This window comes from Streptococcus sanguinis (genome assembly GCF_003943655.1).
GTDB lineage: Bacteria > Bacillota > Bacilli > Lactobacillales > Streptococcaceae > Streptococcus > Streptococcus sanguinis_F.
On sequence record NZ_RJMM01000004.1, the window covers coordinates 41,494 to 65,962 of the forward strand.

The 24,469-nt window shown below is 44.1% G+C and carries 20 protein-coding genes, 3 tRNA genes and 2 pseudogenes; 2 read left to right on the forward strand and 23 right to left on the reverse strand.

Features of this window, described 5'->3' with window-relative positions:
* Positions 1 to 141 precede the first annotated feature (141 nt).
* Both D8886_RS03470 and gyrA read right to left on the reverse strand, forming a co-directional pair.
* Entirely contained in the window at positions 142 to 897 is a 756-nt protein-coding gene (locus tag D8886_RS03470) for a class A sortase (RefSeq protein ID WP_125434240.1), read from the reverse strand.
* 14 nt (positions 898 to 911) lie between these two features.
* Entirely contained in the window at positions 912 to 3,371 is a 2,460-nt protein-coding gene (gyrA, locus tag D8886_RS03475; protein WP_221762836.1) for a DNA gyrase subunit A, read from the reverse strand.
* Positions 3,372 to 3,565: 194 nt separating this feature from the next.
* Between gyrA and D8886_RS03480 the strand changes: the two genes are divergently transcribed.
* Positions 3,566 to 4,552 (forward strand): L-lactate dehydrogenase, encoded by a 987-nt coding sequence (locus D8886_RS03480; RefSeq protein WP_125434242.1) that lies wholly within the window; start codon positions 3,566 to 3,568, stop codon positions 4,550 to 4,552.
* Between the two features lie 45 nt (positions 4,553 to 4,597).
* On the opposite strand, the gene D8886_RS03485 is transcribed toward D8886_RS03480, so the two are convergent.
* The 15 genes and pseudogenes from D8886_RS03485 to parE form a co-directional block, all read right to left on the reverse strand.
* Positions 4,598 to 5,014 carry an NUDIX hydrolase gene (locus tag D8886_RS03485; protein ID WP_125434243.1) on the reverse strand — a complete coding sequence of 139 codons (417 nt, stop codon included), beginning with the start codon at positions 5,012 to 5,014 and terminating at the stop codon, positions 4,598 to 4,600.
* A gap of 57 nt (positions 5,015 to 5,071) precedes the next feature.
* Positions 5,072 to 5,143: transfer RNA gene (locus tag D8886_RS03490), tRNA-Arg, on the reverse strand.
* Positions 5,144 to 5,230: 87 nt separating this feature from the next.
* Positions 5,231 to 6,433 (reverse strand): 30S ribosomal protein S1, encoded by a 1,203-nt coding sequence (gene rpsA / locus D8886_RS03495; RefSeq protein ID WP_002897515.1) that lies wholly within the window; start codon positions 6,431 to 6,433, stop codon positions 5,231 to 5,233.
* A gap of 162 nt (positions 6,434 to 6,595) precedes the next feature.
* Positions 6,596 to 6,667: transfer RNA gene (locus D8886_RS03500), tRNA-Gln, on the reverse strand.
* Positions 6,668 to 6,680: 13 nt separating this feature from the next.
* Positions 6,681 to 6,761: transfer RNA gene (locus D8886_RS03505), tRNA-Tyr, on the reverse strand.
* Positions 6,762 to 6,810: 49 nt separating this feature from the next.
* Entirely contained in the window at positions 6,811 to 7,041 is a 231-nt protein-coding gene (locus D8886_RS03510; protein ID WP_002895433.1) for a DUF2969 domain-containing protein, read from the reverse strand.
* 105 nt (positions 7,042 to 7,146) lie between these two features.
* Positions 7,147 to 8,172 (reverse strand): annotated as a pseudogene (locus tag D8886_RS03515) (branched-chain amino acid aminotransferase); the annotation flags it as partial.
* Positions 8,173 to 8,340: 168 nt separating this feature from the next.
* A complete protein-coding gene (parC, locus tag D8886_RS03520; protein ID WP_125434245.1) occupies positions 8,341 to 10,791 on the reverse strand; it encodes a DNA topoisomerase IV subunit A in 2,451 nt (816 codons plus the stop codon).
* A gap of 35 nt (positions 10,792 to 10,826) precedes the next feature.
* On the reverse strand, positions 10,827 to 11,642 hold the full coding sequence (locus D8886_RS03525; RefSeq protein ID WP_125434246.1) for an aminoglycoside 6-adenylyltransferase: 816 nt from the start codon (positions 11,640 to 11,642) through the stop codon (positions 10,827 to 10,829).
* 16 nt (positions 11,643 to 11,658) lie between these two features.
* Positions 11,659 to 12,195: a GNAT family N-acetyltransferase gene (locus D8886_RS03530; RefSeq protein ID WP_125434247.1), complete on the reverse strand. Its 537-nt coding sequence runs from the start codon at positions 12,193 to 12,195 to the stop codon at positions 11,659 to 11,661.
* A 29-nt stretch (positions 12,196 to 12,224) separates the two neighbouring features.
* Positions 12,225 to 12,332, reverse strand: a pseudogene (locus D8886_RS11775) (protein adenylyltransferase Fic); the annotation flags it as partial.
* A gap of 78 nt (positions 12,333 to 12,410) precedes the next feature.
* Entirely contained in the window at positions 12,411 to 12,785 is a 375-nt protein-coding gene (locus tag D8886_RS03545; RefSeq protein ID WP_125434248.1) for a GNAT family N-acetyltransferase, read from the reverse strand.
* Positions 12,786 to 12,848: 63 nt separating this feature from the next.
* Positions 12,849 to 13,595, reverse strand: a complete 747-nt coding sequence (locus D8886_RS03550; RefSeq protein ID WP_125434249.1) for a DUF6261 family protein — start codon at positions 13,593 to 13,595, stop codon at positions 12,849 to 12,851.
* Positions 13,596 to 13,790: 195 nt separating this feature from the next.
* Positions 13,791 to 14,582, reverse strand: coding sequence for a GAT domain-containing protein (locus D8886_RS03555; protein ID WP_125434250.1), 792 nt, complete (start codon positions 14,580 to 14,582; stop codon positions 13,791 to 13,793).
* Positions 14,582 to 16,525 carry a DNA topoisomerase IV subunit B gene (parE, locus tag D8886_RS03560; protein WP_125434251.1) on the reverse strand — a complete coding sequence of 648 codons (1,944 nt, stop codon included), beginning with the start codon at positions 16,523 to 16,525 and terminating at the stop codon, positions 14,582 to 14,584. Before parE ends, D8886_RS03555 begins: the two co-directional genes overlap by 1 nt.
* Before the next feature lie 190 nt (positions 16,526 to 16,715).
* Here parE and plsY point away from each other — a divergent pair, with 190 nt between their 5' ends.
* On the forward strand, positions 16,716 to 17,366 hold the full coding sequence (gene plsY, locus D8886_RS03565; RefSeq protein WP_125434252.1) for a glycerol-3-phosphate 1-O-acyltransferase PlsY: 651 nt from the start codon (positions 16,716 to 16,718) through the stop codon (positions 17,364 to 17,366).
* Between the two features lie 39 nt (positions 17,367 to 17,405).
* Here plsY and nt5e read toward each other — a convergent pair whose 3' ends face one another.
* The 6 genes from nt5e to D8886_RS03595 form a co-directional block, all read right to left on the reverse strand.
* A complete protein-coding gene (nt5e, locus tag D8886_RS03570) occupies positions 17,406 to 19,562 on the reverse strand; it encodes a cell surface ecto-5'-nucleotidase Nt5e (protein ID WP_125434253.1) in 2,157 nt (718 codons plus the stop codon).
* A 168-nt stretch (positions 19,563 to 19,730) separates the two neighbouring features.
* Positions 19,731 to 20,999 (reverse strand): dihydroorotase, encoded by a 1,269-nt coding sequence (locus D8886_RS03575; protein ID WP_125434254.1) that lies wholly within the window; start codon positions 20,997 to 20,999, stop codon positions 19,731 to 19,733.
* 12 nt (positions 21,000 to 21,011) lie between these two features.
* A complete protein-coding gene (locus D8886_RS03580; protein WP_125434255.1) occupies positions 21,012 to 21,476 on the reverse strand; it encodes an NUDIX hydrolase in 465 nt (154 codons plus the stop codon).
* An 8-nt stretch (positions 21,477 to 21,484) separates the two neighbouring features.
* Positions 21,485 to 22,138 carry a uracil-DNA glycosylase gene (locus D8886_RS03585; protein WP_002900283.1) on the reverse strand — a complete coding sequence of 218 codons (654 nt, stop codon included), beginning with the start codon at positions 22,136 to 22,138 and terminating at the stop codon, positions 21,485 to 21,487.
* Positions 22,139 to 22,173: 35 nt separating this feature from the next.
* Positions 22,174 to 22,926 (reverse strand): DUF4336 domain-containing protein, encoded by a 753-nt coding sequence (locus D8886_RS03590; RefSeq protein ID WP_125434256.1) that lies wholly within the window; start codon positions 22,924 to 22,926, stop codon positions 22,174 to 22,176.
* Entirely contained in the window at positions 22,923 to 24,461 is a 1,539-nt protein-coding gene (locus D8886_RS03595) for a glycosyltransferase-like membrane protein (protein WP_125434257.1), read from the reverse strand. Before D8886_RS03595 ends, D8886_RS03590 begins: the two co-directional genes overlap by 4 nt.
* Between the last annotated feature and the right edge of the window lie 8 nt (positions 24,462 to 24,469).

Below are 24,469 nucleotides of genomic sequence, written 5' to 3' on the forward strand. Positions count from 1 at the left end.
TTCGGAAAAAGAGTTAAAATCAGCAAGAATAGATACAAAAAATAAAGATTGAAAATCTTTCGTCCAGAATAAATTTTAGATAAAAAAACACTCCAAAAATTAGAGTTCTTCCTAACCTTTGGAGTGAAATGTTTTTTACCTTTAAATCTGCATTTGGTTATAGGACTTACTAAAAGATTCAAGAACTTCCTTAGGCGCCTTATCATACTCGACAGAGCCTTCTAAAGTTCCTTTAACAATAGTCCGGTTGGTTGCCGCAGCATCCTCACAAGTAACCAAAGTAATCTCTGTAACACCTTCTGTATCCTCAATCAGATCCGTTCGATCCGGAGTTACTGTTTCAACACTGGTGATTACATAAGTATAGACTTGCTCTTTATCGGTGATATAAATCTTCATACCAGCCTTAGCACGGTCCAGTGGGGAAAAGAGCATATTACTAGCCCCTGTGATGCCAAAGACATGGTGGCTAGCCAAGGCATAATTTCCCTGCCCCATCTGCTGGGTCTCTTTCATCGTACCAGCACCATAATACAATCCGGCATTATCCAGTCCTTTGAAGATCGGCAAATTCATGGAAACTTCCGGAATAGAGATGCCTCCGATAACAGGCAGTTGCTGAGCTTTCCACTGAGCATTGATAACTGCTTCTGTAGAAAGTGACTCTACCTTATTAAAATCAAAGCTAGTCTCAACATTTTTATTTTTATTAATAGAGTCTTTGGAAACCTTGCTGACCTGGTATTGGTTGGTATGCCAGACCATAATCATGTTTCGGATTTGCGCATTAAAGATTAAGCCAAGAGCCACAATAATTAATAATGTCGCAACAATATTGATAAAAATATTTCTTTTACTTCTTTGTTTTCTTTTTCGACTTCTTTTTCCTTGTACCATATAGAGGTCCTCTTTTACGATTCGTTTTCTTCCTCTGCTACATCTTCTTTATCGTCTGCTTCGACGCTTGTAAAGGTGACAATCTGAGCATTTTGGTCCAGACGCATGACCTTAACTCCCATGGTTGAGCGACCGGTCTGAGAAATATTAGCCACACTGGTCCGAATGATGACACCAGTATTAGTGATAATCATCAAATCTTCTTCGCCAGTAACTGTCATCAGACCAGCAAGAGGCCCGTTCTTATCAGTGATATTAGCTGTTTTAATCCCTTTACCGCCACGGCCCTTGGTTGGGTACTCGCTGGCAAGAGTTCGCTTACCATAGCCTTTTTCGGTAATAACAAGCACTTCGTCTCCCTCAGCAATCACACCCGCTCCAACAACCTGATCGCCCTCTCGAAGATTAACTCCGCGGACACCAGTCGCTATACGACTCATGCTCCGGACAGCTGTCTCATTAAAGCGGACAGAATAACCAAACTTAGTACCAATGATAACGTCTGCAGCACCGTCTGTCAGAAAGACATTGATTAACTCGTCTTCATCCTTCAAATTCAAAGCCTTGAGACCGTTCTGACGAATATTAGCAAATTCCGTCACACTGGTCCGTTTGACCACCCCATGACGGGTAGTAAAGAAGAGATAGGAATCATCACTGCGGTCTTGCTGGACATTAATAATAGTCTGAATAGTCTCTCCTTCATCCATCTTCAAGAGATTGACCACTGGCAAGCCCTTGGCTGTCCGGCCATACTCAGGGATTTCATATCCTTTGAGACTATAGACTCGGCCTTTATTGGTAAAGAAGAGCAGTCTATCGTGGGTACTTGTTGAAACTAGCTCTTTGACGAAATCATCGTCTTTGACACCAGTTCCTTGAACACCGCGGCCTCCGCGTTTCTGAGCTGTGAATTCAGCCTGATTCAGGCGTTTGATATAGCCTTTATTAGACAGGGTAATCAAAACATCCGCTTCCTCAATCAAATCTTCATCTTCAAGAGAAAGAACTTCTCCCACCATCAGCTCAGTTCGGCGGTCATCCGCAAATTTACGTTTGACCTCGTCTAACTCTTCCTTGATAATAGCTACAACGCGCTCTGGCTTAGCCAAGATATCAGCCAAGTCCGCAATCAAGGCAATCAGCTCGTCGTATTCTGACTGAATCTTATCACGTTCCAAACCAGTCAGACGACGCAGACGCATATCGAGGATAGCCTGGCTCTGGCGCTCAGACAGCTCAAACTTAGCCATCAATTCAGCTTGGGCCTCTGCGTCCGTCTCGCTATTACGGATAATGCGAATGACTTCATCAATATGATCCAACGCAATCAGCAAACCAGCCAAGATGTGAGCTCGCGCTTCCGCCTTTTCTTTATCAAAGGCCGTCCGTCGAGTTACCACTTCCTTTTGGTGTTCAATGTAGGCTAACAAAATCTCACGCAAAGATAGAATCTTAGGCACACCATTTTGAATAGCCAGCATATTGAAGCTGAAATTGGTCTGCATCTGAGTCAGCTTGAAAAGGTTATTTAGAATGACATGAGCAGAGGCATCACGACGAACCTCAATGACAAAACGAACCCCTTCACGATTGGACTCATCACGAACAGCTGTGATACCGTCAATGCGTTTTTCTTGCACCAGACGAACAATATGCTCATGGACCTTAGTCTTATTAACCATGTAAGGAAACTCGGTTACGACAATTCGCTCACGGCCATTTTTCATCTCTTCAATTTCAGTGCGAGAACGAAGAACAATTGAACCCTTCCCTGTTTCATAAGCCCGGTGAATACCAGACTTACCCATAACCAGTGCTCCTGTCGGAAAATCTGGTCCAGGCAGTACTTCCATGATATCGCGAGTTGTTGCCTCTGGATTGTCCATGACAAGCTTAACTGCATCAATAGACTCACCAAGATTATGCGGTGGGATATTGGTCGCCATCCCAACTGCAATCCCTGTCGCACCGTTTACAAGCAAGTTAGGGAAGCGAGCAGGAAGAACAACAGGCTCTCTCTCGCTGGCATCATAGTTATCGATATAATCAACAGTGTTTTTATTAATATCACGAAGCATCTCCAGAGCAATCTTGCTCATACGTGCTTCTGTATAACGTTGAGCAGCGGCTCCGTCTCCGTCCATAGAACCGAAGTTTCCATGGCCATCTACAAGCATATAGCGATAGCTCCACCATTGAGCCATCCGCACCATCGCTTCATAAATAGAGGAGTCACCATGCGGGTGATACTTACCCATGACATCCCCTGTGATACGAGCTGATTTCTTGTGAGGCTTCTCAGGCGTCACACCCAGCTCATTCATACCATAGAGAATCCGACGGTGAACTGGCTTTAGACCATCACGAACATCTGGAAGTGCCCGAGCCACGATAACACTCATTGCGTAATCGATGAAACTAGTCTTCATTTCACTAGTCAGATTAACATTTACTAAGTTTCTGTCTTGCATTAAAAAATGCCTTTCTTTCATATTAAACTACCCTTTATTATACCACATTTTCTTTAATTTTTCAGTATTTTGAACCGTTTGTAAAAACGTTTACATCGCTAGATACACAAGTTGACCGTGACAAAATATGCCAAAAGTGGTAGAATGAATGTGTATGGGAAATCTTCCCTAAAAAAATAAGGAGATGTTTAGAAATGACTGCTACTAAACAACATAAAAAAGTCATCCTTGTCGGTGACGGTGCTGTAGGTTCATCTTACGCATTTGCTCTTGTAACCCAAGGTATTGCTCAAGAACTTGGTATCATTGAAATTCCTCAATTATTTGAAAAAGCTGTCGGTGATGCTGAAGACCTTAGTCATGCCCTTGCCTTCACTTCACCTAAGAAAATCTACGCAGCTACTTATGCAGACTGTGCGGATGCTGACCTCGTTGTTATCACTGCAGGTGCACCTCAAAAACCAGGTGAAACTCGTCTTGACCTTGTTGGCAAAAACTTGGCTATCAACAAATCTATCGTTACTCAAGTCGTTGAATCAGGCTTTAACGGTATCTTCCTTGTTGCTGCAAACCCAGTTGACGTTTTGACTTACTCAACTTGGAAATTTTCTGGTTTCCCTAAAGAGCGTGTTATTGGTTCAGGTACTTCACTTGATTCAGCTCGCTTCCGTCAAGCTCTTGCTGAAAAGATTGGTATCGATGCTCGTTCTGTCCATGCCTACATCATGGGTGAGCACGGTGACTCTGAGTTTGCTGTTTGGTCACATGCTAACGTTGCAGGTGTGAAATTGGAGCAATGGTTGCAAGCTAACCGCCACTTGAACGAACAAGACTTGGTTGATCTTTTCATCTCCGTTCGTGACGCAGCATACTCAATCATCAACAAAAAAGGCGCAACTTACTACGGTATCGCAGTTGCTTTGGCTCGTATTACAAAAGCTATCCTTGACGATGAAAATGCTGTACTGCCATTGTCAGTCTTCCAAGAAGGGCAATATGGTGTTGAAAATGTCTTCATTGGTCAGCCTGCTATCGTTGGTGCTCACGGTATCGTGCGTCCAGTAAACATCCCACTTAACGATGCTGAGACTCAAAAAATGCAAGCTTCTGCTAAAGAATTGCAAGCAATTATTGATGAAGCATGGAAGAATCCTGAATTCCATGAAGCATCTAAAAACTAATTATAAAAAAACATCTCCTGATAAAAGGGGATGTTTTTTGTTGCTTTATACAGATTTGTCAGCAAAAATATCTATCAAATAAGGTACGATGAGCTCGCTCTCTATGTCTTTCAAAGAAGAAATCCAGACAAAGTCTGTGTGCTCTTCTGGATCTAATATAATATCACGCTCGTCCAAAATTCTACCCGCATAAACTAAGCGTGTAAAAACACTATCTTTGCTAGAGTCGAATTGACTATCTTCATGGATAATCTTATTAATCCGAATCTTTTGATTAACCTCCTCCATAGCCTCACGTAGAGCTGCCTCTCTAGGCATTTCATTCTCTTCTACACTCCCACCAGGAATATCCCAATAAGATGGATAAACATTAGGAAGGCCTCGCTTTATCTTAGAGCGTTTGATAAGCAAATACTTCCCCTCTTTCTCGATTAAGGTATGAGCGATTAATTTTACTGTCATTGCATGTTCCTCCAAGAAAGAGCAAAAAAAGACTCCGAAGAGTCCAATTTTAAATCATCCACCCTGAGAGAATCGAACTCCCATCTCAAGAACCGGAATCTTGCGTGATATCCATTACACTAAGGGTGGCAACTAATTCATTATAACTGATTTTCTTTGAAAATACAAGTGAAAATCAGAAAAAGAAGTTGAGAAATCTCAACTTCTTTTATCTAATTACAATTCAATATCGCCAAACAAATCAGCCATTGAGAATCCAGTTTGAGTTTCTGGAAGTTCAAAGTCACGTTTTTCTTGACGTTTTGGACGACGAGGACGTGATTGACGTTTCTCATCTTTTTGTCCTTCTTCTTGAGCTGGACGTTCTTCAAGAGCCTTGATAGAAAGTGATACACGCTCATCAGCAGCATTCACTTCAAGCACCTTAACAGTCACTTCTTGACCAACCTTAAGGGCATCCTTAGGGCTTTCAACACGTTTGTGAGAAATTTGTGAAATGTGAACAAGTCCATCAATTCCTGGCAATACTTCAACGAAAGCACCGAAATCAGTCAAACGTTTTACAGTTCCTTCAATCACATCGCCTGCCGCAAGTTTTTGCTCAACGCCATCCCATGGTCCAGGTGTTGTTGCTTTAAGAGAGAGGGATACGCGTCCTTCTTCTTCGTTCAAGTCAAGAACTTTCACTTCGATTTCATCACCAACTGATACAACAGACTTAGGTGATACGTTGCGCTCATGTGACAATTCAGTCAAGTGAACCAATCCGTCAACTCCGCCAAGGTCAATGAAAGCACCGAAGCTAGTGATGCGAGCAACTTTACCAGTTACAATATCACCAACGTTCAACTTACCAAAGACTTCAGCACGTGCTGCTGCAGCTTCAGCTTCTACAACTTCACGACGTGAAAGGATGAAGCGGTTTTCTTTTGGATCTACTTCTTTGATCTTAGCATCAAACTCTTGACCTACAAAACGCTCAGTGTTACGAACGAAACGAGTATCAAGCATTGAAGCAGGGATAAATCCACGAAGTCCTTCAAACTCAACTGAAAGTCCACCTTTAACAGCACGAGTGCCCTTAACAGTGACAACTTCTTCTTCACGACCAACCAATTTGTCCCAAGCTTTGCGAGCTTCCAAACGTTTTTTAGATACCAGGTAAGTTACGGTGTCTGTATCTTTACCTACTACTTGACGAAGAACAAGCAATTCAAGTGTTTCACCCGGTTTTACAAGGTCGTTGATATCAGCGTCGCGGTCGTTTGTCAACTCACGAAGAGTCAAAACACCTTCGACACCAGTTCCAGCGATTGCAACATTAGCTTGGTTAGCGTCAACAGTCAATACTTCAGCAGTAACGACGTCACCTGGCTCAACTTGGCTAACACTATTTAGCAAATCTTCAAATTCATTCATCTAAAAAAATCCTCCAACAATCAAGCTTTCGCTTGACATACTACTTATTTATTTTCCTAAGCACCCGCAAATGACATTGATCTATCGTTAACGATTTCCATCCTATAAAGAAATAAAACACCGAAGACATTTTATTATTTTATCAGATCTATTACCTAAGAACTGGGGTAGCTGGATTCGAACCAACGCATGAGGGAGTCAAAGTCCCTTGCCTTACCGCTTGGCTATACCCCATTAATATAAAGAATGGAGAGAGAGGGATTCGAACCCCCGAACCCGAAGGAGCGGATTTACAGTCCGCCGCGTTTAGCCTCTTCGCTATCTCTCCGACAATCAACGCTATCTATTATAACATTGATACAATGAAAATGCAAGCCCTATTTGCTTAAATTATAGGTTTCAATCAAAGTTTCCACAGCTCTTTCAAGTTTTTTATAAAAACTTTCAGCATTTCCATTTTTGATGATCGCAAACTGGCCATCTAGTTCAGCAATCTCGCCGATAACCTTCTTGCCAATAGCAAGACTATAACCGTCAAATTGGTCTGCTCCGACTTTCACTTTGCTATCTGTGATTTGAATTTCAATTTTTTTATCTTTTTTACTCATAACTTACCTCTTTCAAATTTCTATTGTACACGAAAAAGACTATCTTCGCAAGCTATCTTAGGCTAGAATCACAGAAAAACTGCCCAATCAAGGACAGCTTTTAGATTATACTTTCACAATCCAACCTTCTGGCGCTTCAACATCGCCGAATTGGATACCAGTTAATTCGTCATATAGCTTGCGAGTGACTGGCCCGACTTCCGTCTCGCTATAAAAGACGTGGAAGTCATCGCCGTGCTGGATACCACCGATAGGAGAAATAACAGCCGCCGTTCCGCAAGCTCCTGCTTCAGTGAATTTACCCAAGTCTGCCAGTGGAACATCTCCCTCAATCGGCTTGAGTCCTAGTCTGTGCTCCGCCAGATAAAGCAAAGAATACTTGGTGATGGATGGCAAGATTGAAGGACTGAGCGGTGTTACAAACTCATCATTCTTAGTGATACCAAAGAAGTTGGCAGAACCCACTTCTTCAATCTTAGTATGGGTTGCTGGATCCAGATAAATCACATCAGAGAAATGCTTATCCTTGGCAATCTTTCCTGGTAATAAACTAGCAGCATAATTGCCTCCCACTTTTGCTGCACCAGTTCCATGTGGTGCAGCGCGGTCATAGTCATCTGACACAATGAAGTTAGTCGGAGTCAGGCCTCCTTTGAAGTAATTGCCGACCGGCATTACAAAGATAGTAAAAATGTATTCTTCAGCTGGTTTCACTCCAATAATATCGCCGACTCCAATCAAGAGCGGACGAATATAAAGAGTTCCGCCCGTTCCATAAGGTGGCACATATTCTTCATTAGCTCGGACAACCTGCTTAACTGCATCCACAAACATTTCTGTAGGAACTTGCGGCATGAGCAAGCGATCAGCTGTCTGCTGTAAACGTTCCGCATTTTTATCTGGACGGAAAAGCTGAATACTGTCATCCTTAGTTCGATAAGCCTTAAGCCCCTCAAAAGCCTGCTGGCCGTAGTGAAGGCTAGGAGACGACTCAGAGATATGGAGCGTAGCGTCCTCTGTTAACGTTCCTTCTTCCCACTGGCCGTTGCGATAGTATGCTATGTAGCGATAAGGCAGTTTCATATATGAGAATCCTAGATTTTCCCAGTCAAGATTTACAGTCATGGTCTTTCTCCTCTTCTTCCAAACTTCATTTTTAGATACTCCCTATTTTACACCTTTTTGAGATATTTTCAAGTATTATTTTCAATTTTCAGAAAATTTTGTTATCCGATCTTTTGTTCCGCTATCAAACTTTTAAGAATTGAAAAAACCAGCTCTTGTGAACTGGTTTGATGATTATTTGATATAAGCTGAGAAGACTTCTTCGTCTGAAATGGTATCAGAAATGAAGCTGCCATTGCTAGTTCTCTCAGACAAGCTGAGGTCGGCCAGATTGATTTCATAGGCCGTTCCTTTATTAGAAAGCACCTGCAAAATCTGATCCTCACTAGCTTCTGCTTCTGTTGTAAAGAGGTCAAAGTCCACTGCTTCGCCATAGACTGGTCCAGCTGCAAAGACACGATGGGGCTTGGTCTTAAGCTCTCTCAGAACTTGAAGACCGCGATTTGCCCGACTGGTAACAGGAATATCTGCGACTGCCATACGCTTGAGCGAACCGCGCTGAGTTAGGAGGTAAAGTGAGTCTGTGTTGGCGATAAAGGCTGCCACTAGGACATCGTCTTTCTTGAGATTGATGGCTTTAACCCCAGCTGCCTTAGCTCCTATAACTGGTACTTCCTCAATATTGAAGCGAAGGGCATAGCCGTTCTTGGTCACGAGCATAACATCATCCAGCTTAATCGGTGCCAAAGCAATGACCTGATCGTCTTCATTTTTCAGTTTAGCAAACTTAAGTGACTTAGACTTGTAGGTCCGCCAAGGACTGAATTCCTTGCGCTCTACACGCTTGATTTGACCTAACTTGGTCGCTGCAAAGTAAGTGCCTTCCTCAAAGCTGTCAAGCAATTCCGTGTAGATTACTTCTTCATTGGTATCAAAGTTGCTGATGGTCTGGCTGAGGTGTTCTCCGATTTCTTTCCAGCGAATATCCGACAGCTCATGAACAGGCCGGTAAATAACATTTCCCAGACTGGTGAAAATCAGCAAATGCTGGGTCGTCTTGGCTGGACTGACAAAAATCAGTCGATCATCGTCACGCTTGCCCATCTCCTCTAGAGTTGAAGCAGAGAAGGAACGCGGACTTGTCCGCTTGATATAACCAGAACGAGTCACGCTGACATAAGTCTCTTCCTCAACAATGAGACTAGCTGTATCAATCTCAATGGCGTTTGCCGTATCCTGCAGCTCACTGAGACGCGGATTGCCGAACTTCTTCTTGACATCACGGAGCTCACGCTTCATGAGGTTATACATGGTGCGCTCATCACCGATAATAGCAGCCAGCATCGCAATCTTCTCGCGCAGCTCTGCTTCTTCCTCTTCCAGAACCACTACGTCTGTATTTGTCAAACGGTAGAGTTGGAGAGTGACGATAGCCTCAGCTTGCTCCTCAGTGAAATCATAGCTGACTTTAAGATTTTCCTTGGCATCTGCTTTGTTTTCTGAAGCACGAATCAGGGCAATCACCTCGTCCAAGATGGAAATAACCCGAATTAATCCTTGCACGATATGCAGTCGTTTCTCAGCCTTGGCCTTGTCAAAACGGCTGCGAGCCAGAATAATCTCCTTGCGGTGGGCAATATAACTGGTCAAGATTGGTACAATTCCCACCAAACGAGGCGTGAAATTGTCAATTGCCACCATGTTGAAATTGTAATTGACCTGCAAATCAGTGTACTTGAAGAGGTAGTTGAGAATCAGCTCGGTATTAGCGTCTTTCTTGAGCTCGATGGCAATGCGAAGACCGTCACGGTCGGATTCGTCCCGCACTTCAGCAATGCCAGCCACCTTATTGTTGACCCGCACATCGTCGATTTTCTTGACCAAGACCGCTTTATTAATCTCATAAGGAATCTCGGTGATGACGATTTGCTCTTTACCGCCCTTCAGCTTTTCAATCTCAGTTCTGGAGCGCACCACGACGCGACCTTTACCAGTCTCGTAGGCTTTCTTAATCTCATCTCGGCCTTGGACAATAGCTCCTGTCGGAAAATCTGGGCCAGGCAGAAACTCCATGAGTTTGTCCACCTTGGCAGACGGATGGTCAATCATATAGATAACCGCGTCAATGACTTCGGCTAGATTATGAGGTGGAATATCAGTCGCATAACCAGCGGAAATCCCAGTTGCTCCATTGACCAAGAGATTAGGAAAGGCTGCCGGAAGAACAGTCGGCTCCTTCTCGGTATCGTCGAAATTCCAAGCAAAAGGAACGGTATTTTTCTCGATATCCTGCAAAAGATAGCCAGCCATCTCAGACAGACGCGCCTCAGTATAACGCATAGCCGCCGGTGGATCACCGTCCATGGAACCATTATTTCCATGCATTTCAACGAGAATCTCGCGGTTTTTCCAATCCTGAGACATACGAACCATGGCATCGTAGATGGAGCTGTCGCCGTGGGGGTGGAAATTCCCCATGATGTTCCCGACTGACTTGGCTGACTTGCGGTAGCCCTTGTCAAAGGTATTGCCGTCTTTGTTCATCGAATAAAGAATACGGCGCTGCACAGGCTTCAAGCCATCGCGAATGTCAGGAAGCGCACGCTCCTGAATAATGTATTTGGAGTAGCGACCAAAGCGCTCTCCCATGATGTCCTCAAGGGACATGTTTTGAATGTTGGACATAATAATTCTCTTTTTATTTTTCTTTTTAATAATAACTAGAAGCTAACCCTCTCTTTAGCATACTCAATCATCTTCTCTGCGGTTGCTTTGTCATAGCAGAAGCCGGTTTTGAGAGAGAAAGCTTGTGCTTCTTTGTGGAAAAAGTCCATGGTAGCTAAGAGAGACTTGGTGATTTTTTTCTGGTCAGAAAAGTCAAGCAAGGCAGTAAATTCTTTCTCTTTCTCAGCAGGCAAATACTGAAAGAGGTACTTGTAGTTCTTGCCAACATCAACCGTTCCCTTATCTGCTGCTACTTGCCAAGCTAAAAGTTTGAGCAATTCTTGCTGGCAGATTCCATACAGATGATCCGTCGCATAGACAAGGTGGTTTCGATGAATGCCCTTGACTACATAAGCTGAGACCCACCAGAATTCATTGCAAGATTTGTCAAAGTCAGTTGCACTGGCTGGTGCCGTCCAGTAGCGCTTGGGTGCTGGTACATAAGGATCGAAGAGCCCCTGTGGATCATCCAGCACCGTGAAATCCGCTTCGCTATCCACCCACTCTTTGATGTGCTCCTTGGGGCAAAGGGTCAAATCTATCCGATTGCCATCTTCAAAGAGCATGAGATAGAGGCGGCGATGGCCTAGTAGGACATGCTGCTCAATCATGCGCTTGCCAAATCCTTCCAACCAAGCAAGGTCAGCCACCAGATCATCCAAATCCTCCACAATGTAGACCACATCATAGTCTTGGAACTCGTCCTTGGGAGCATTTGGGTTTGTCCGCGAACCGGACATGGCGACAGCGTCAACCTGTAGCACTTTTGCGGTTTGCAAAATCACATCAAACATCTCGGTTTCAGATCTCATGGGAATACCTACCTTCTTAGTGAAAACTCTTGATTCTGTAGAGGACATGTCTATAAAGGGGACTATCTGCTGGAACTTTTTCATTATCAAATTCTTTGACAAATTCCATGCCTAGCTTTTGCATGACATTTTGCGAAGGGAGATTGAGTAAGGATGTAAAAGAGTAAACTTCTGACAAGCCAGCTTGCTGAAAAGCAAAGTCTAGACAGGCTTGGGCAGCCTCCGTCGCATAACCACGATTCCAAAACTCTTTTCGCAGACGCCAGCCGATTTCTACAGTTTCTTTTCCAGCAAAAATCCGTAAATCCGAATGGTGCAGACCTACCAAGCCGACAAACTCCTGACTGTCCTTTTCTTCAACAGCCCAAAGACTGTAGCCATAAGCCGTAACTTCATCTTGAATGCCCTGATAAAGGCGCAAGGACTCCGCTTGACTATATGGCTTCGGGAAATACTGCATGACCTCCGAATCTTGATTCATAGCAATCAAAGCCGGCAAATCAGATTCCTGCAAGTCCCGTAAAATGAGACGGTCTGTTTCAAGCATTGTCATCTAATCACTCCTCTGCAAACTTTCTTACCTCACAACTCCTCAGCTTTATATAGGCTATAGCCTTCATAGTAATAACTATGGTCAACGCCCTTCATGTAGAGGTTGCGGTTATGAATGTCCTTTGTGAGGGCTTGCTGATTTTTTCTTCCATCTTGGCTAATTCAAGCGAATCCGTCAGACCCAGTTTATTGTCAAGCGTCATTGACTTGCTCCTCTCATTCAGATTTTCTAAATCCTGTACCAACAGGCTTAAAACCTACTGTCTGATAAAATCCATCTACTTCAGATATGAGTTCAATCCGTGTCAAAGGATATTTTTTGTGGATCTCCTCAATCAGCTGCTGTCCCAATCCTTTTCCGCGATAGGATTTATCAATGATAATCTCAGCTAAAAAGGTCGTCATGACTTCATCTGTCAAGTAGCGGGCAAAACCAAGGATTTTCTGGTTCTCTTCAACTACCACGTAATGAGACAGATTTGTTGAAAATAGTGATGTCACTTTTTCCTCTGTAAAAGACATCCATTTTTCAGTTTGATAAAGGGCGTAAATAGCTTGAAAATCATTTGTGCTTGCAGGTCTGATTATCATTTTCTACTCCTTTCAAATCCGATGCGACTACTAACAATTTTTCATCTCAAATTTAGTTATATTCTAGTTACTCTCCGTCACTTCTTCTTTCACCTTCTTAGATGGTTTGCGTTTTTTGTAGCGGCTGCGGATAGTGTTGAGGTGGTCGCGAAGATTGACCACGTGAGTTCTTTCAGGATAAGCGTAGGCAATGATTGCAGTGAAATCCACTAGAAAATCATAGATTTCTTGCAGCCTGAGACGTACGGTCTTATTCTGGCTCGGTGTCTTGCCCTTGAGCTCAGTCAGTCGCTCCTTGTAGACCTTTTCAAAGGCCTTCTGAGCAGCAGCCAGACTGTCGACATGGGCTTCCAGATGAAGCTTAGCCAGTGCTGTATGGTAGGCCGGTTTCTTCAGCTCTTGGAGTAGGTGGTTGATGCCCTCGGTCTCCTTTTCCAAGCTAGTTGCAGCTAGACCGGTGTAGTTCTTCAGGAGCTGAGACAGGGCCTCATAAGCTTCCTTGATCGCTGCGTCCTTGACCCGCGCAAAGGCCCGAACTAAAGACTGGAGCGTGACCAAAGCATCATCACGCTCGCGGTCAGCCTGATCCAGACTAGCCACTAGCTTGCTGGACTTGGTTTGATGAAGACCGCCCTGCAGCTGTTCCAGAAGTTTGTCCATCTCATCCAGCTTGGTCGTGTAAATGCCGTCCACCTTATTTTCCTTGATAAATGCCGCAACCTCGCTCCGACTCTCTGACATGAGCTGGAAAAATTCGTTGTTTTCCAAATTGCGTACAGTTAAACTAGTGATTCCATATTCTTTTTTCATAAAACTCCTCTTTCTTCATGTGTTTTTTTATCTTTTACTCCAAAACCGCTCGGAATACATGTAAATGTTCGGCTTTTGCTCTAAAAATGCAAATCACACATGTGTGATCTGGTTTTTTGCTGCTAGATAAGAAATTCTTCATGTGGGATTTCTTGTTTTAGAGCTGGGAAAGGTAATTTCAGATGTGGGATTGAGTCATTCTTCTCTTAAAAACGTTAATTCTGATAAAATTCTAGCTTCATCCAAGCTTAGAATAACAAACAAGGATGAAGTGTAGATATTATCGTACCATTGTTCTAGTTTATCATTAGTCATATCAAGATGATATTGTTTAGCATTGTTATGTCTTAAACCAAAATTATTATACATTTCAAAAAGCTTCTCAAACGCAATAATCTTTTGATTATTAACCTTGAACACCTCCTTTAATTCCTCAGAATTATTCAGTTCTTTTCTTAATGGCTCAAGGTAGTTCGCTAAAGAAATAAGTATTTCTTTCTTACGCTGAATATTCCCTTTATTGGCAAAGTGGTTATATTCAAGAACCTTAATAGCTTTTTGAATACTAGTTTCAGAGATAATCTGAGAAGCTTCAGAAGCGTAAATGTTCTTTTCAACGATGATTTGACGACCACTTTCTAAAGTAAGAAACTTATGATTCGATAAATCTAGAACTCTGTTGATATTTTCTCTAACAGCATACACATCATCCCTTAAAAAGGGATGATTCGGGTTTATAATCGACAACATATCATTTAAAAGCTCAGCAAAAATAAAAAGTTTTTCTAATTCATTATCCGCTTGAGATAAGCAAAACTTTAAGAACTCATCAAAATCTATAAAAGTTCTACGATTTTGATAATTAAGAAATTTATGATTTAGTTCCTCTAACAATCCATTCGATAACAAAATACAGAGATTATCAAATTCCGTGCTCGGGTTAAAATTCATACCATCTAAGATTTCAAAATAATTTTTTCTAACCATCAGAAAACAGTACTCTCCTCCAAAGTAAACTTGACATTATCCTCAATCCACTTGCGGCGTGGTTCGACCTTGTCGCCCATGAGGACATTGACACGGCGTTCAGCGCGGGCCAGGTCTTCGATGGTGACACGGATGAGAGTGCGAGTGTCGGGATTCATGGTAGTCTCCCAGAGTTGGTCGGCGTTCATTTCACCGAGCCCCTTGTAGCGCTGAAGCATGGCACCTTTGCCAAACTTGCGGCGCAGGTCATCCAGCTCGCCATCAGTCCAGGCATACTCGACAACTTCGCTCTTGCCCTTGCCCTTGGACATCTTATAGAGAGGCGGCAGGGCGATATAGACGCGGCCAGCCTCGACCAGCGGACGCATATAGCGATAGAAAAAGGTCAGCAGTAAGGTCTGGATATGGGCACCGTCGGTGTCCGCATCAGTCATGATGATGATCTTGTCATAGTTGGCATCCTCAAGGGTAAAGTCTGTACCAACACCCGCTCCAATCGTGTAGATCATGGTGTTGATTTCTTCGTTCTTGAGAATGTCAGCCATCTTAGCCTTGGCAGTATTAATAACCTTACCACGCAGGGGCAGGATGGCTTGGAACTTACGGTCACGACCTTGCTTGGCAGAGCCACCGGCAGAGTCTCCCTCGACCAGATAGAGTTCGTTCTTGGCTGGGTTCTTGGACTGGGCTGGGGTCAGCTTACCAGAGAGCAAGCCCTTGTCTTTTTTATTCTTCTTGCCATTCCGGCTTTCGTCACGCGCCTTGCGGGCCGCTTCCCTGGCATCTCTGGCCTTGATGGCCTTGCGGATGAGGTTAGATGCCAATTCGCCATTTTCCAAGAGGAAGAAAGTCAGCTTGTCAGAGACGATAGAGTCCACGGCCGGACGAGCCAAAGGACTGCCCAGCTTGTCCTTGGTCTGACCTTCAAACTGCAGGTGCGCCTCAGGGACCAGGATGGACAGGACAGCAGCCAGCCCCTCGCGGTAGTCCGAACCTTCCAGATTCTTGTCCTTTTCCTTGAGCAGACCCGTCTTTCTGGCATAGTCGTTCATGGCCTTTGTAATTGCGGTCTTGAGCCCCGTCTCGTGGGTACCGCCGTCCTTGGTGCGGACGTTATTGACAAAGGACAGGATATTATCGGCGTAGCCATCGTTGTACTGGAGAGCCACCTGAACTTGGAAGCCGCTCTCCTCGCCCTCAAAATAGAGGACAGGAGTCAGGGTTTCCTTGTCTTCATTGAGATAGCTGACAAAGTCTTCAACACCATTCTCATAGTGGAATTCTACTTCTTCGCCAGTCCGCGCATCGGTCAGGGACAGGCGGACATTCTTGAGCAGGAAGGCTGATTCCTTAAGCCGCTCAGCAATAGTGTTGTACTTGAAGTCAGTCGTTGAAAAAATCGTATCGTCCGGCATGAAGGTCACTTTGGTCCCAGACTTGGACTTAGGTGCAGTCCCGATTTTCTTGAGCGTAGTGACTGGTTTTCCGCCATTTTCAAAGCGCTGCTTGTAAACAGTTCCATCCCGTGTGATTTCCACTTCCAGCCAGCTAGACAGGGCATTGACAACAGAGGACCCTACACCGTGTAGACCGCCTGAGGTCTTATAACCACCTTGGCCGAACTTACCGCCGGCGTGGAGAACGGTGAAGATGACCTCAACCGTAGGAATACCCATAGCATGCTTGCCGACTGGCATCCCGCGTCCGTGGTCTGCGACAGTCAGACTTCCGTCTTTGTTAATCGTCACATCGATCCGGTCGCCAAAGCCTGACAGGGCTTCATCGACAGCATTGTCCACAATTTCCCAGACCAGATGGTGGAGTCCCGCTCCGTCGGTCGATCCGATATACATCCCCGGGCGTTTGCGGACCGCATCCAACCCTTCTAATACCTGAATGGCATCGTCATTATAATTGTTAATATTGATTTCCTTTTTTGCCACAAGAACCTCCTAATGATTCATCTTTTCTATCTTACAAGTTTTTGGCAAATATTGCAAAGATTTTTTTGAAAATAATGCTGATGAGGACTGATTTCAAACGAAGAACAATCCAATATCCGAGTAGACATTTCCTGCTATAAATTCTATTCTTTTCTATTGTAAGAAAGCGAAATAATGGTATAATAAAATCATGATGAACACGATAATTGGATTAATACTAGCATACTTACTGGGCTCTATTCCGACCGGACTTTGGATTGGGCAAATTTTCTTTAAAAAGAACCTGAGAGAATACGGCAGCGGCAATACCGGAACAACCAATACTTTCCGTATTTTGGGAAAGACGGCTGGGACGGCTACTTTTGCTATCGACTTTCTCAAAGGAACTGCAGCGACCCTGCTGCCTTTCTTTTTGCATATTGAGGGAGTTTCGCCGCTTGTCTTTGGCCTCTTGGCTGTAATAGGCCATACTTTTCCTATCTTTGCTGGCTTTAAGGGCGGCAAGGCTGTGGCAACTAGTGCAGGGGTTGTTCTGGGCTTCTCACCAGCCTTCTTTGTCTATCTGATTGTCATCTTTACCAGCATCCTTTATGTGGGAAGTATGATTTCTCTGGCAAGTGTGCTCTCAGCAGTCATCGCCATCCTGTCGGCGCTGCTCTTTCCTCTAGTTGGCTTTATACTGCCCAGCTATGACTTCTTCTTCACTCTGATTATCATTGCGCTGGCCCTGATTATTATCCTCCGGCACAAGGACAATATCCAACGTATCAAACAGAAAAAAGAAAACTTAATCCCTTGGGGCTTGAATATCACACATCAAAATCCTGAGACTAAGAAATAAAACGGAAGTGAACAACTTCCGTTTTATTGTGTCTTCTATCTAGTCTTCTTTATGACTTTTCTTGATTCCTGCCAATCCTAAGAATCCTAAAACCATACCAACTAGACTCAGGGAAACTGCTGATTCGCTACCTGTCTGTGGCAGTTCTTTAGCTGCAGGTTCCTTAATGAAGGCCTTGGCAACATGAACGGCTACTTGCTTGGTTTGTTTTGGAGTATTAACCAGTGGAGCTGCCTGTTTTCCAGGATCGGCTGCTTTGGCACCAGCTGGGTAGGAAGCTGCATTAGCCGGATCCGTTCCTTGCTTGATTTCTTCAATATCTGTGTAGCCATCACCGTCTGTATCCTTAGCGGATGAAATAGAGATAGCGCGTGAGTTTGGATTGATAACCGCATAGGCTGTCAAATCAGCTTTTGCCAAATAGTCTGCGAAGGCCACATCCATAGATGGTCCTTCCTCGCGAGGGCCACCCAGCATGGTATAGCCGTCACCACCAGCAGCCAAGAAGTCATTTGTTGTCAGATAGTAGGTCTTATTTGGATCAAGAGGCTCATAAACACCAGTTTCTTTGTTCTTAATCTCGATGTGGAGGACACGCTGATTGGCTGGAAGAGTGGTGTCATAGTAGACTTTAGCTCCAGAGATTTGCAGGTAACCACCACTCGGTTCTAGCAAGGGTTGTCCGTTCTCATCCAGCACAGGCTTGCCATCTTTCTCCTGAAGAATAGAGCCCAGAGATTTGGCAAACATATCTGCGATATTTTGACCGGTTACCTTAATTTGTGAAATAGTGTTTCCAAAAGGCAAGACAGCGATGACATCTCCCTTGGTGATTGGTTTGTCTTTGGCAATAGTTTCGCGTAGGCCGCCTCCGTTAGTAACAGCTAAGTCTGTTTTATTGGCAAAGCCAGTTTGACCATAATCATAGAGAGCATCTGCGACCACATTACCCAAATTGGTTTCGCGAACGCGGACATTTTCACGGTCTCCATTAAGCTCTACTGGGCTATTCGCTACGATAACTTTGGCATTATCTGCGTCGTACCTGGCTTTAATCTTGCTGACCATGTCTGCCACAACTGGGTCTGGAGCGACTTTTTTAGCTGTTTCAGCAGGGATTTGCTGAGGATTTCCCAGAAGTTGATTGACCTTGAAAGTCACTTTTCCGATATTGTGTAGATAGCTACCGGTCTGGTTGTAAGTAACATTATCACCATAAGTCGTAGACTCTACTGTGTGGGAGTGACCGTCAATAACGGTTACACGCTTACCTTTGAGCTTAGGATTTTTCGAAAGAGCTTCAGCCAAGGTTGAGCCGCGCCACTCTGTCGGAGTTGTCGTGTCAACACCCAAGTGAGCTAGAACAACATAGTTTTTGTAGTTCTTTCCTTCTGCCGCTGCGCGTGCTTCAATTTCATCAATAACCCGATTAACCTCTGTGATTGGATCAGTGAAGGTCACACCTTGGACGTTTTTAGGGTGAGTTTTTGTAGCAGTTTCTGGTGTTGTCACACCGATGACTACAAACTCATCTCCCTCAACCGCTGGGTCCTTGTCCACAATGGTAGATGCTTGGAAAACTCGAGCATTATTGGCGTAAGTGTTAGAACTGAGAAGTGGGAATTTAAGAATTTCCTTGTATTTCTTTGCCTCATCCAGACCAAAGTCAAACTCATGGTTACCGACTGCCATAGCATCATAGCCAATTTCATTGAGGATTTTCGCTCGTTCTTCCCCTTTTGAGCTATTGGAAATTGGCAGCCCTTGGAAAGCATCACCCGCATCCACAACTAGTACTTTAGGATTTTTAGCGCGCTCTTCCTTGATAACAGTAGCCAGCTTAGCATCACCGATAACACCTTTTTCCTCTACGATGCGACCATGCACATCGTTGGTATGGAGAATCGTAGCCTCTGGTAGATTTTCAGATTGGGCCGGTGCTGCAGCGGCTTCTGTCGCAGCTGGACCTGCCGGAGCAGCTACATTCTGACTATCTGCTGGCTTTTCTTCTGCTGAAGCTGCTGGAGCAGTTGGTTGCGCTGCAGATGCTTCCACAGCAGCTGGCTGATTGGTCAACTCAGTCGTTGCCGGCTCTGGACTAGCCTGAGCCTCTTCCGCAGAGACTTGATGCGCCAAAAAAGCAGGTGCCAAAAGCACTGTTGATAGAACAGGTAAGATGAAAAATTTCTTCTTCATATAACGAACACTCCTCTTTAGTATTTTGTTATATTATACATCTTTTTGGCTCAAAAAGGAACTAAACCACTACAATTTCAACAAACATTCGGTTTTTCAGAAAAATTCTAGAAACTTTTCTTTTTATAATTTAAAAAGACTCTGAAATTCATCAGAGTCTGAACTATATTATCCCTCAAAAACAACTTCCCCATCACAGATGGTAAACTTCACTTGGCCTTTAAGCTTTTCGCCAACGAAAGGTGAATTGGCCGCCTTGGAGGCAAAATGATCAGTCACAAGTCTATCTGCTTCTGGGTCAAATATAGTCAAATCGGCTGGGCCGTCCTGAGCGATGAAGCCAGCATCAAAACCATACAACTGAGCTGGATTAAGAGTCATTTTCTCTAAAAGTTCCATCAAGCTCAGATGACCAGCCTCAACTAGGTAGGTCAGTCCCAGAGAAAGCGAAGTCTCAAGACCAGTCATGCCAGAAGGCGCCTGAGTGATATCGGCCACACTCTTCTCATCAGCATGATGTGGAGCATGGTCCGTTGCAATGACAGAAATGACACCAGATTTGAGCCCCTCGATAACCGCTAGCCGGTCCGATTCTAAGCGCAGAGGTGGATTCATCTTGGCATTGCTACCCTTGGTCAATAGCAGTGCTTCTGTCTTAGAGAAGTGCTGAGGTGCTGCTTCAGCAGTGACTTGAGCGCCTAGCTTCTGAGCGAATTCCACAACCTTTACACTCTCAGCCTTGGACAAATGCTGGATATGTACATGAGCCTTTGCATCATAAGCAATCATGACATCGCGGGCAATCATGCTGTATTCTGCCACACCTGTCGCTCCGCAGATATGAAAATGCTCTTTGGCAATATGCTCATTGAAACCAAGTATGCCGTTGAGATTAGGATCTTCCTCATGCAAGCTGATAAAGGTGTTATTTTTACGCGCTTCTACGAGAGCCTTGCGGACAATGCCAGCGTTGGTCAGCGGAATACCGTCATCAGAAAAACCTACTGCACCTGCTGCCAAGAGACCTTGGAAATCTGTCAGATGCTGCCCATCAAAATTCTCTGTAATTGTTGCAATCGACTTGATATGGATATTTTCACGACTAGCCGACTCCAGTACTTCTTTCAGGGTTTCAACCGTAGAGATGGTCGGATTGGTATTGGCCATCATAACAACAGTCGTAAAGCCACCTGCTGCTGCTGCCAAGGCCCCCGTATGAATATCTTCCTTATGAGTCTGGCCCGGCTCCCTGAAATGGACGTGTATATCCACCAAACCAGGAGCCACAACCAAACCACTGGCATCAATAACTGTTGCTCCTTCCACCTGCAAATCTTGACCGATTTTGACAATTTTCTTCCCCTCGACCAATAGGTCAGTAATTTGGTCAAAACCAGTCTTAGGATCCATAACTCGTCCGTTTTTGATTAATAGCATCGTCTTATCTCCTTATTCGTAAAAGTCCACCTGCGTATCCAATAGCTTATCTCCGTCATAAACAAACTTTGCAGAAAAGAAAGGCTTGTCTTCTAAAAGCCACTCAACAAAAGTATGATCGCCTTCCCAGGTTGGTTTAGATAAAACCTGGTCATAGGGCACCCATTCCAAAGTCCCTTCGTTGCATTCAATCAGTTCACCCTCAAACTCAGTCACCTTGAAGACATAGGTGTACCAGTCCAAATTAGGAGTAAACTCTGGAAAAGTGATAACGCCTTTGAGGACAGGCTTGGCCTTTAGACCTGTTTCCTCTAGAATCTCGCGTGCAGCACATTCCTGCGGAGTCTCTCCTCGCTCTAGCTTGCCACCGACACCAATCCACTTCCCAGCATGAACATCATTGGGCTTTTTGTTGCGGTGCAACATAAGAAACTCCCGGCCATTATCGATATAACAAATCGTTGCTAACTGAACCATACTACCTCCTAAGCTAACCAATCAATAGGCTCCAAGCCCTTAGCCACTAAGAAATCATTGGTACGTGAAAAAGGTTTGCTGCCAAAGAAACCACGGTAAGCAGACAGCGGACTTGGGTGAGCTGACTCGATTATCAAATGTTGGGAATTGCTAATCAAGGCTTTTTTCTTGCGGGCGTAAGAACCCCATAGGATAAAGACAACTGGATCGCTCTTCTCATTAACTACCTTGATAATAGCATCTGTAAAAGGCTCCCAGATTAAGCCGGCATGCGCATTAGCCTGGCCAGCAGGCACTGTCAGACCAGCATTGAGCAAGAGAACCCCTTGCTTAGCCCATGAAGTCAAATCATGCGACTCCTTCACTCCGATATCGTCTGCCAGTTCTTTAAGAATATTCTGCAAAGAAGGCGGAGCTGGAATGTCATCAGGTACCGAAAAACTCAAGCCCTGTGCCTGTCTAGGTCCGTGGTAGGGGTCCTGCCCCAAAATAACCACCTTAACATCTGCTAAATCTGTCGTCTGAATCGCATTAAATACCTTTTCCCGAGGTGGGTAAATGGTCCCTGAAGCATACACTTCGTCTAAAAAATGATTGATTTTTGCAAAATAACCTTCCGGCAGCTGCTCCTTAATCAAAGCGTGCCAAGCTGAATGTTGCATATATGTCTCCTCTCATTTCCTTCGATAAAATTCTCTTACCTAATCCACCTAAGCGCTCTTCTTAGTTCTGCTCTGCCATTTTCCAGAAAACAAGAACCATGGGCTAGTATGATTTTTTCCGGTTGCCAAGCCAGCATCTGCTCTAGACATTCTTTGGCTTCTTTTTGATGACCAATAAAAGTCATACGGTAGTCAATAGGTGTCTGACCGTCCGGAGCTGCAACTCGAACTAATTTATAAGCCTTGCTGCGAAGCGAACTCGGAAAACGATCTGTTTCAAAATTCTCAATCAAATCCGTCAAAATTAAGGTTTGACTATTCTTGTGAAAAAAGACAACTTCTTCAATATAAGGACTTCCCTTGAAAACCAACTGATCTATCTGGTCTGCCCAAGCTTCAGGAGCCTCATCCGTCAGCTTTTCATCAAAAGAGACCGGGATTTTCTGCTTGGCTGCTCTCTCCTCAACTCCTGGGCTAGACCAAGCAATTGCCTCAGGATAATGCTTCTTCCAGTCAGCTATATAAGCATAGTGAATCTTATTAGGTGAAACGAGGTCTGCGACTGGTCCCAAAGCGTCCAACTGGTCAAACAAGTCTTGATTTGGCTGGATTGGTGAATGGCACCAGAGCTGGCCATTTGCTAACTTGATGACAGTCATGCGGGTTGAAAAGGGGAGATTTGTCAGCACCGCATCCATCTCAATCAAATCACCGTCGACAATCCAGATATTCTCAGCAATGGGCTTCAAGCTATAAAGCGGTTCATAGATAGGAACAGGTCTTTTCATTTCAAAGATTCCTTCTTTCTAGTCCAAAAGCGAAACTTCCCTATATATTGAGGGTATTGGGCTAATCCTAGGGCGGACAGAATCAGAATCTGTGGCAAAAACTGAATCAGGTATCTCGTCTTTCCTCCCTCGAAAATCTGCAAAAAGAGCAGGCCGCCAAAAACAGCTAAGGTTAGAAAATTCATCTCATCACTGGAGCGATATTTCCAAAGGGCAAAGACAAGTCCTGCTGCCATGACAATCCAAACCACCTGCTTGGACAGCGAGAAATAGACAAATTCTGATTTGTCAGTATTCAAGAAGAAGTCACGGACAAACTGAGTAAAGGGATTATTCTTCGTATCTTTGTAAAAGGGCGATATATAAGGTGTCTTTTCATTTTCGACACTGCGGTAGAGCCAGCCCAAATCTCCTTCAGCTACAGTCAGAGACTGCTTATGGAAGAGATGGTGAGCTAAAGTAAAAGGATTATATTCACTTAAGCGCCGCTTGATTTCCTTGATAACATATTCCTTGGCAAACATGCCATTGTTATAGTCATACTGCTTGTCAGGCTCAATATACTGCAAGAGCCCTTCTTTCATATCTTCCTGATTGTGGCCATTGAAGGTCAGACCCAAATTAATAAAGAGCAATGGGCCTTTTGCCAAGCCCTCTCCCTCCATAATCGGCACTTCCGTCTGGTGCTTGGACCAGTAATGCAGCGGGGCATAGCTAATCGCAAAACTGCAAGCAAAAACGACTAGTGTCAGAAAAAACTTGTTCCAGTTCTTTTTGAAAAAGAGGACTCCGAAGACAGCTATCAGCAGAATCATTACTGTCGGTCTAAAGAAGAAAGCCAGACTAGTCATTAGCCCAAGCAAAATACTGCGCCAAACCAGCTGTCTACTGTTCTCCTCTCCTCTCAGCAATCCCAGAACTAGGAAAATCTGCAGACTAATGAAAGGCAGAGGCGGAATGTCCGTATACATTGAAAAGAAATAAGGAGAAAAGCCCAGTAAAAGCACATAAAGACTAAATACAGCATCTGCAGTCTTTTGTGAAAAATACTTTTGGCAGCCCTTATAGAGAATCAAGGCCGTCACGTTAGTATAAAGAATATTCAAGGCCTGCATGACCCATAGACCAGATTCCCCAAATACATTAAAGAAAAAACGCTCGTAGAGAAATAGTGAGACATTGTTAGGGTTGCGGGTCAGATAGCTGGAAATGGAGCTTTCTTTCAGAGTTTTGAATGCTCCTGTAAAGACTACTGCTGCATCCCGCCTAATCAAAAGTTCTGCCGAAAAGAGCATAATCAGCTGAAAAATAAAGACAGCTAACATAATAAGAAGTTTATGCTTCATCAGCCAATGATAAGCTTTTTCTAGCAAATGCCGATAGCGATAGGCCAGATAAGCCAAGCCAGCAAAAGCAATCATAGCTATACTATTCAGCTCTGCAACATGCCAGACGGCAATCAGAAACCAGTGAACAGCCGTAATCAGCATCACTTTCTGTAATATCGAAAAGGATAGATGATAAATCTTAGACATAGCTCTAT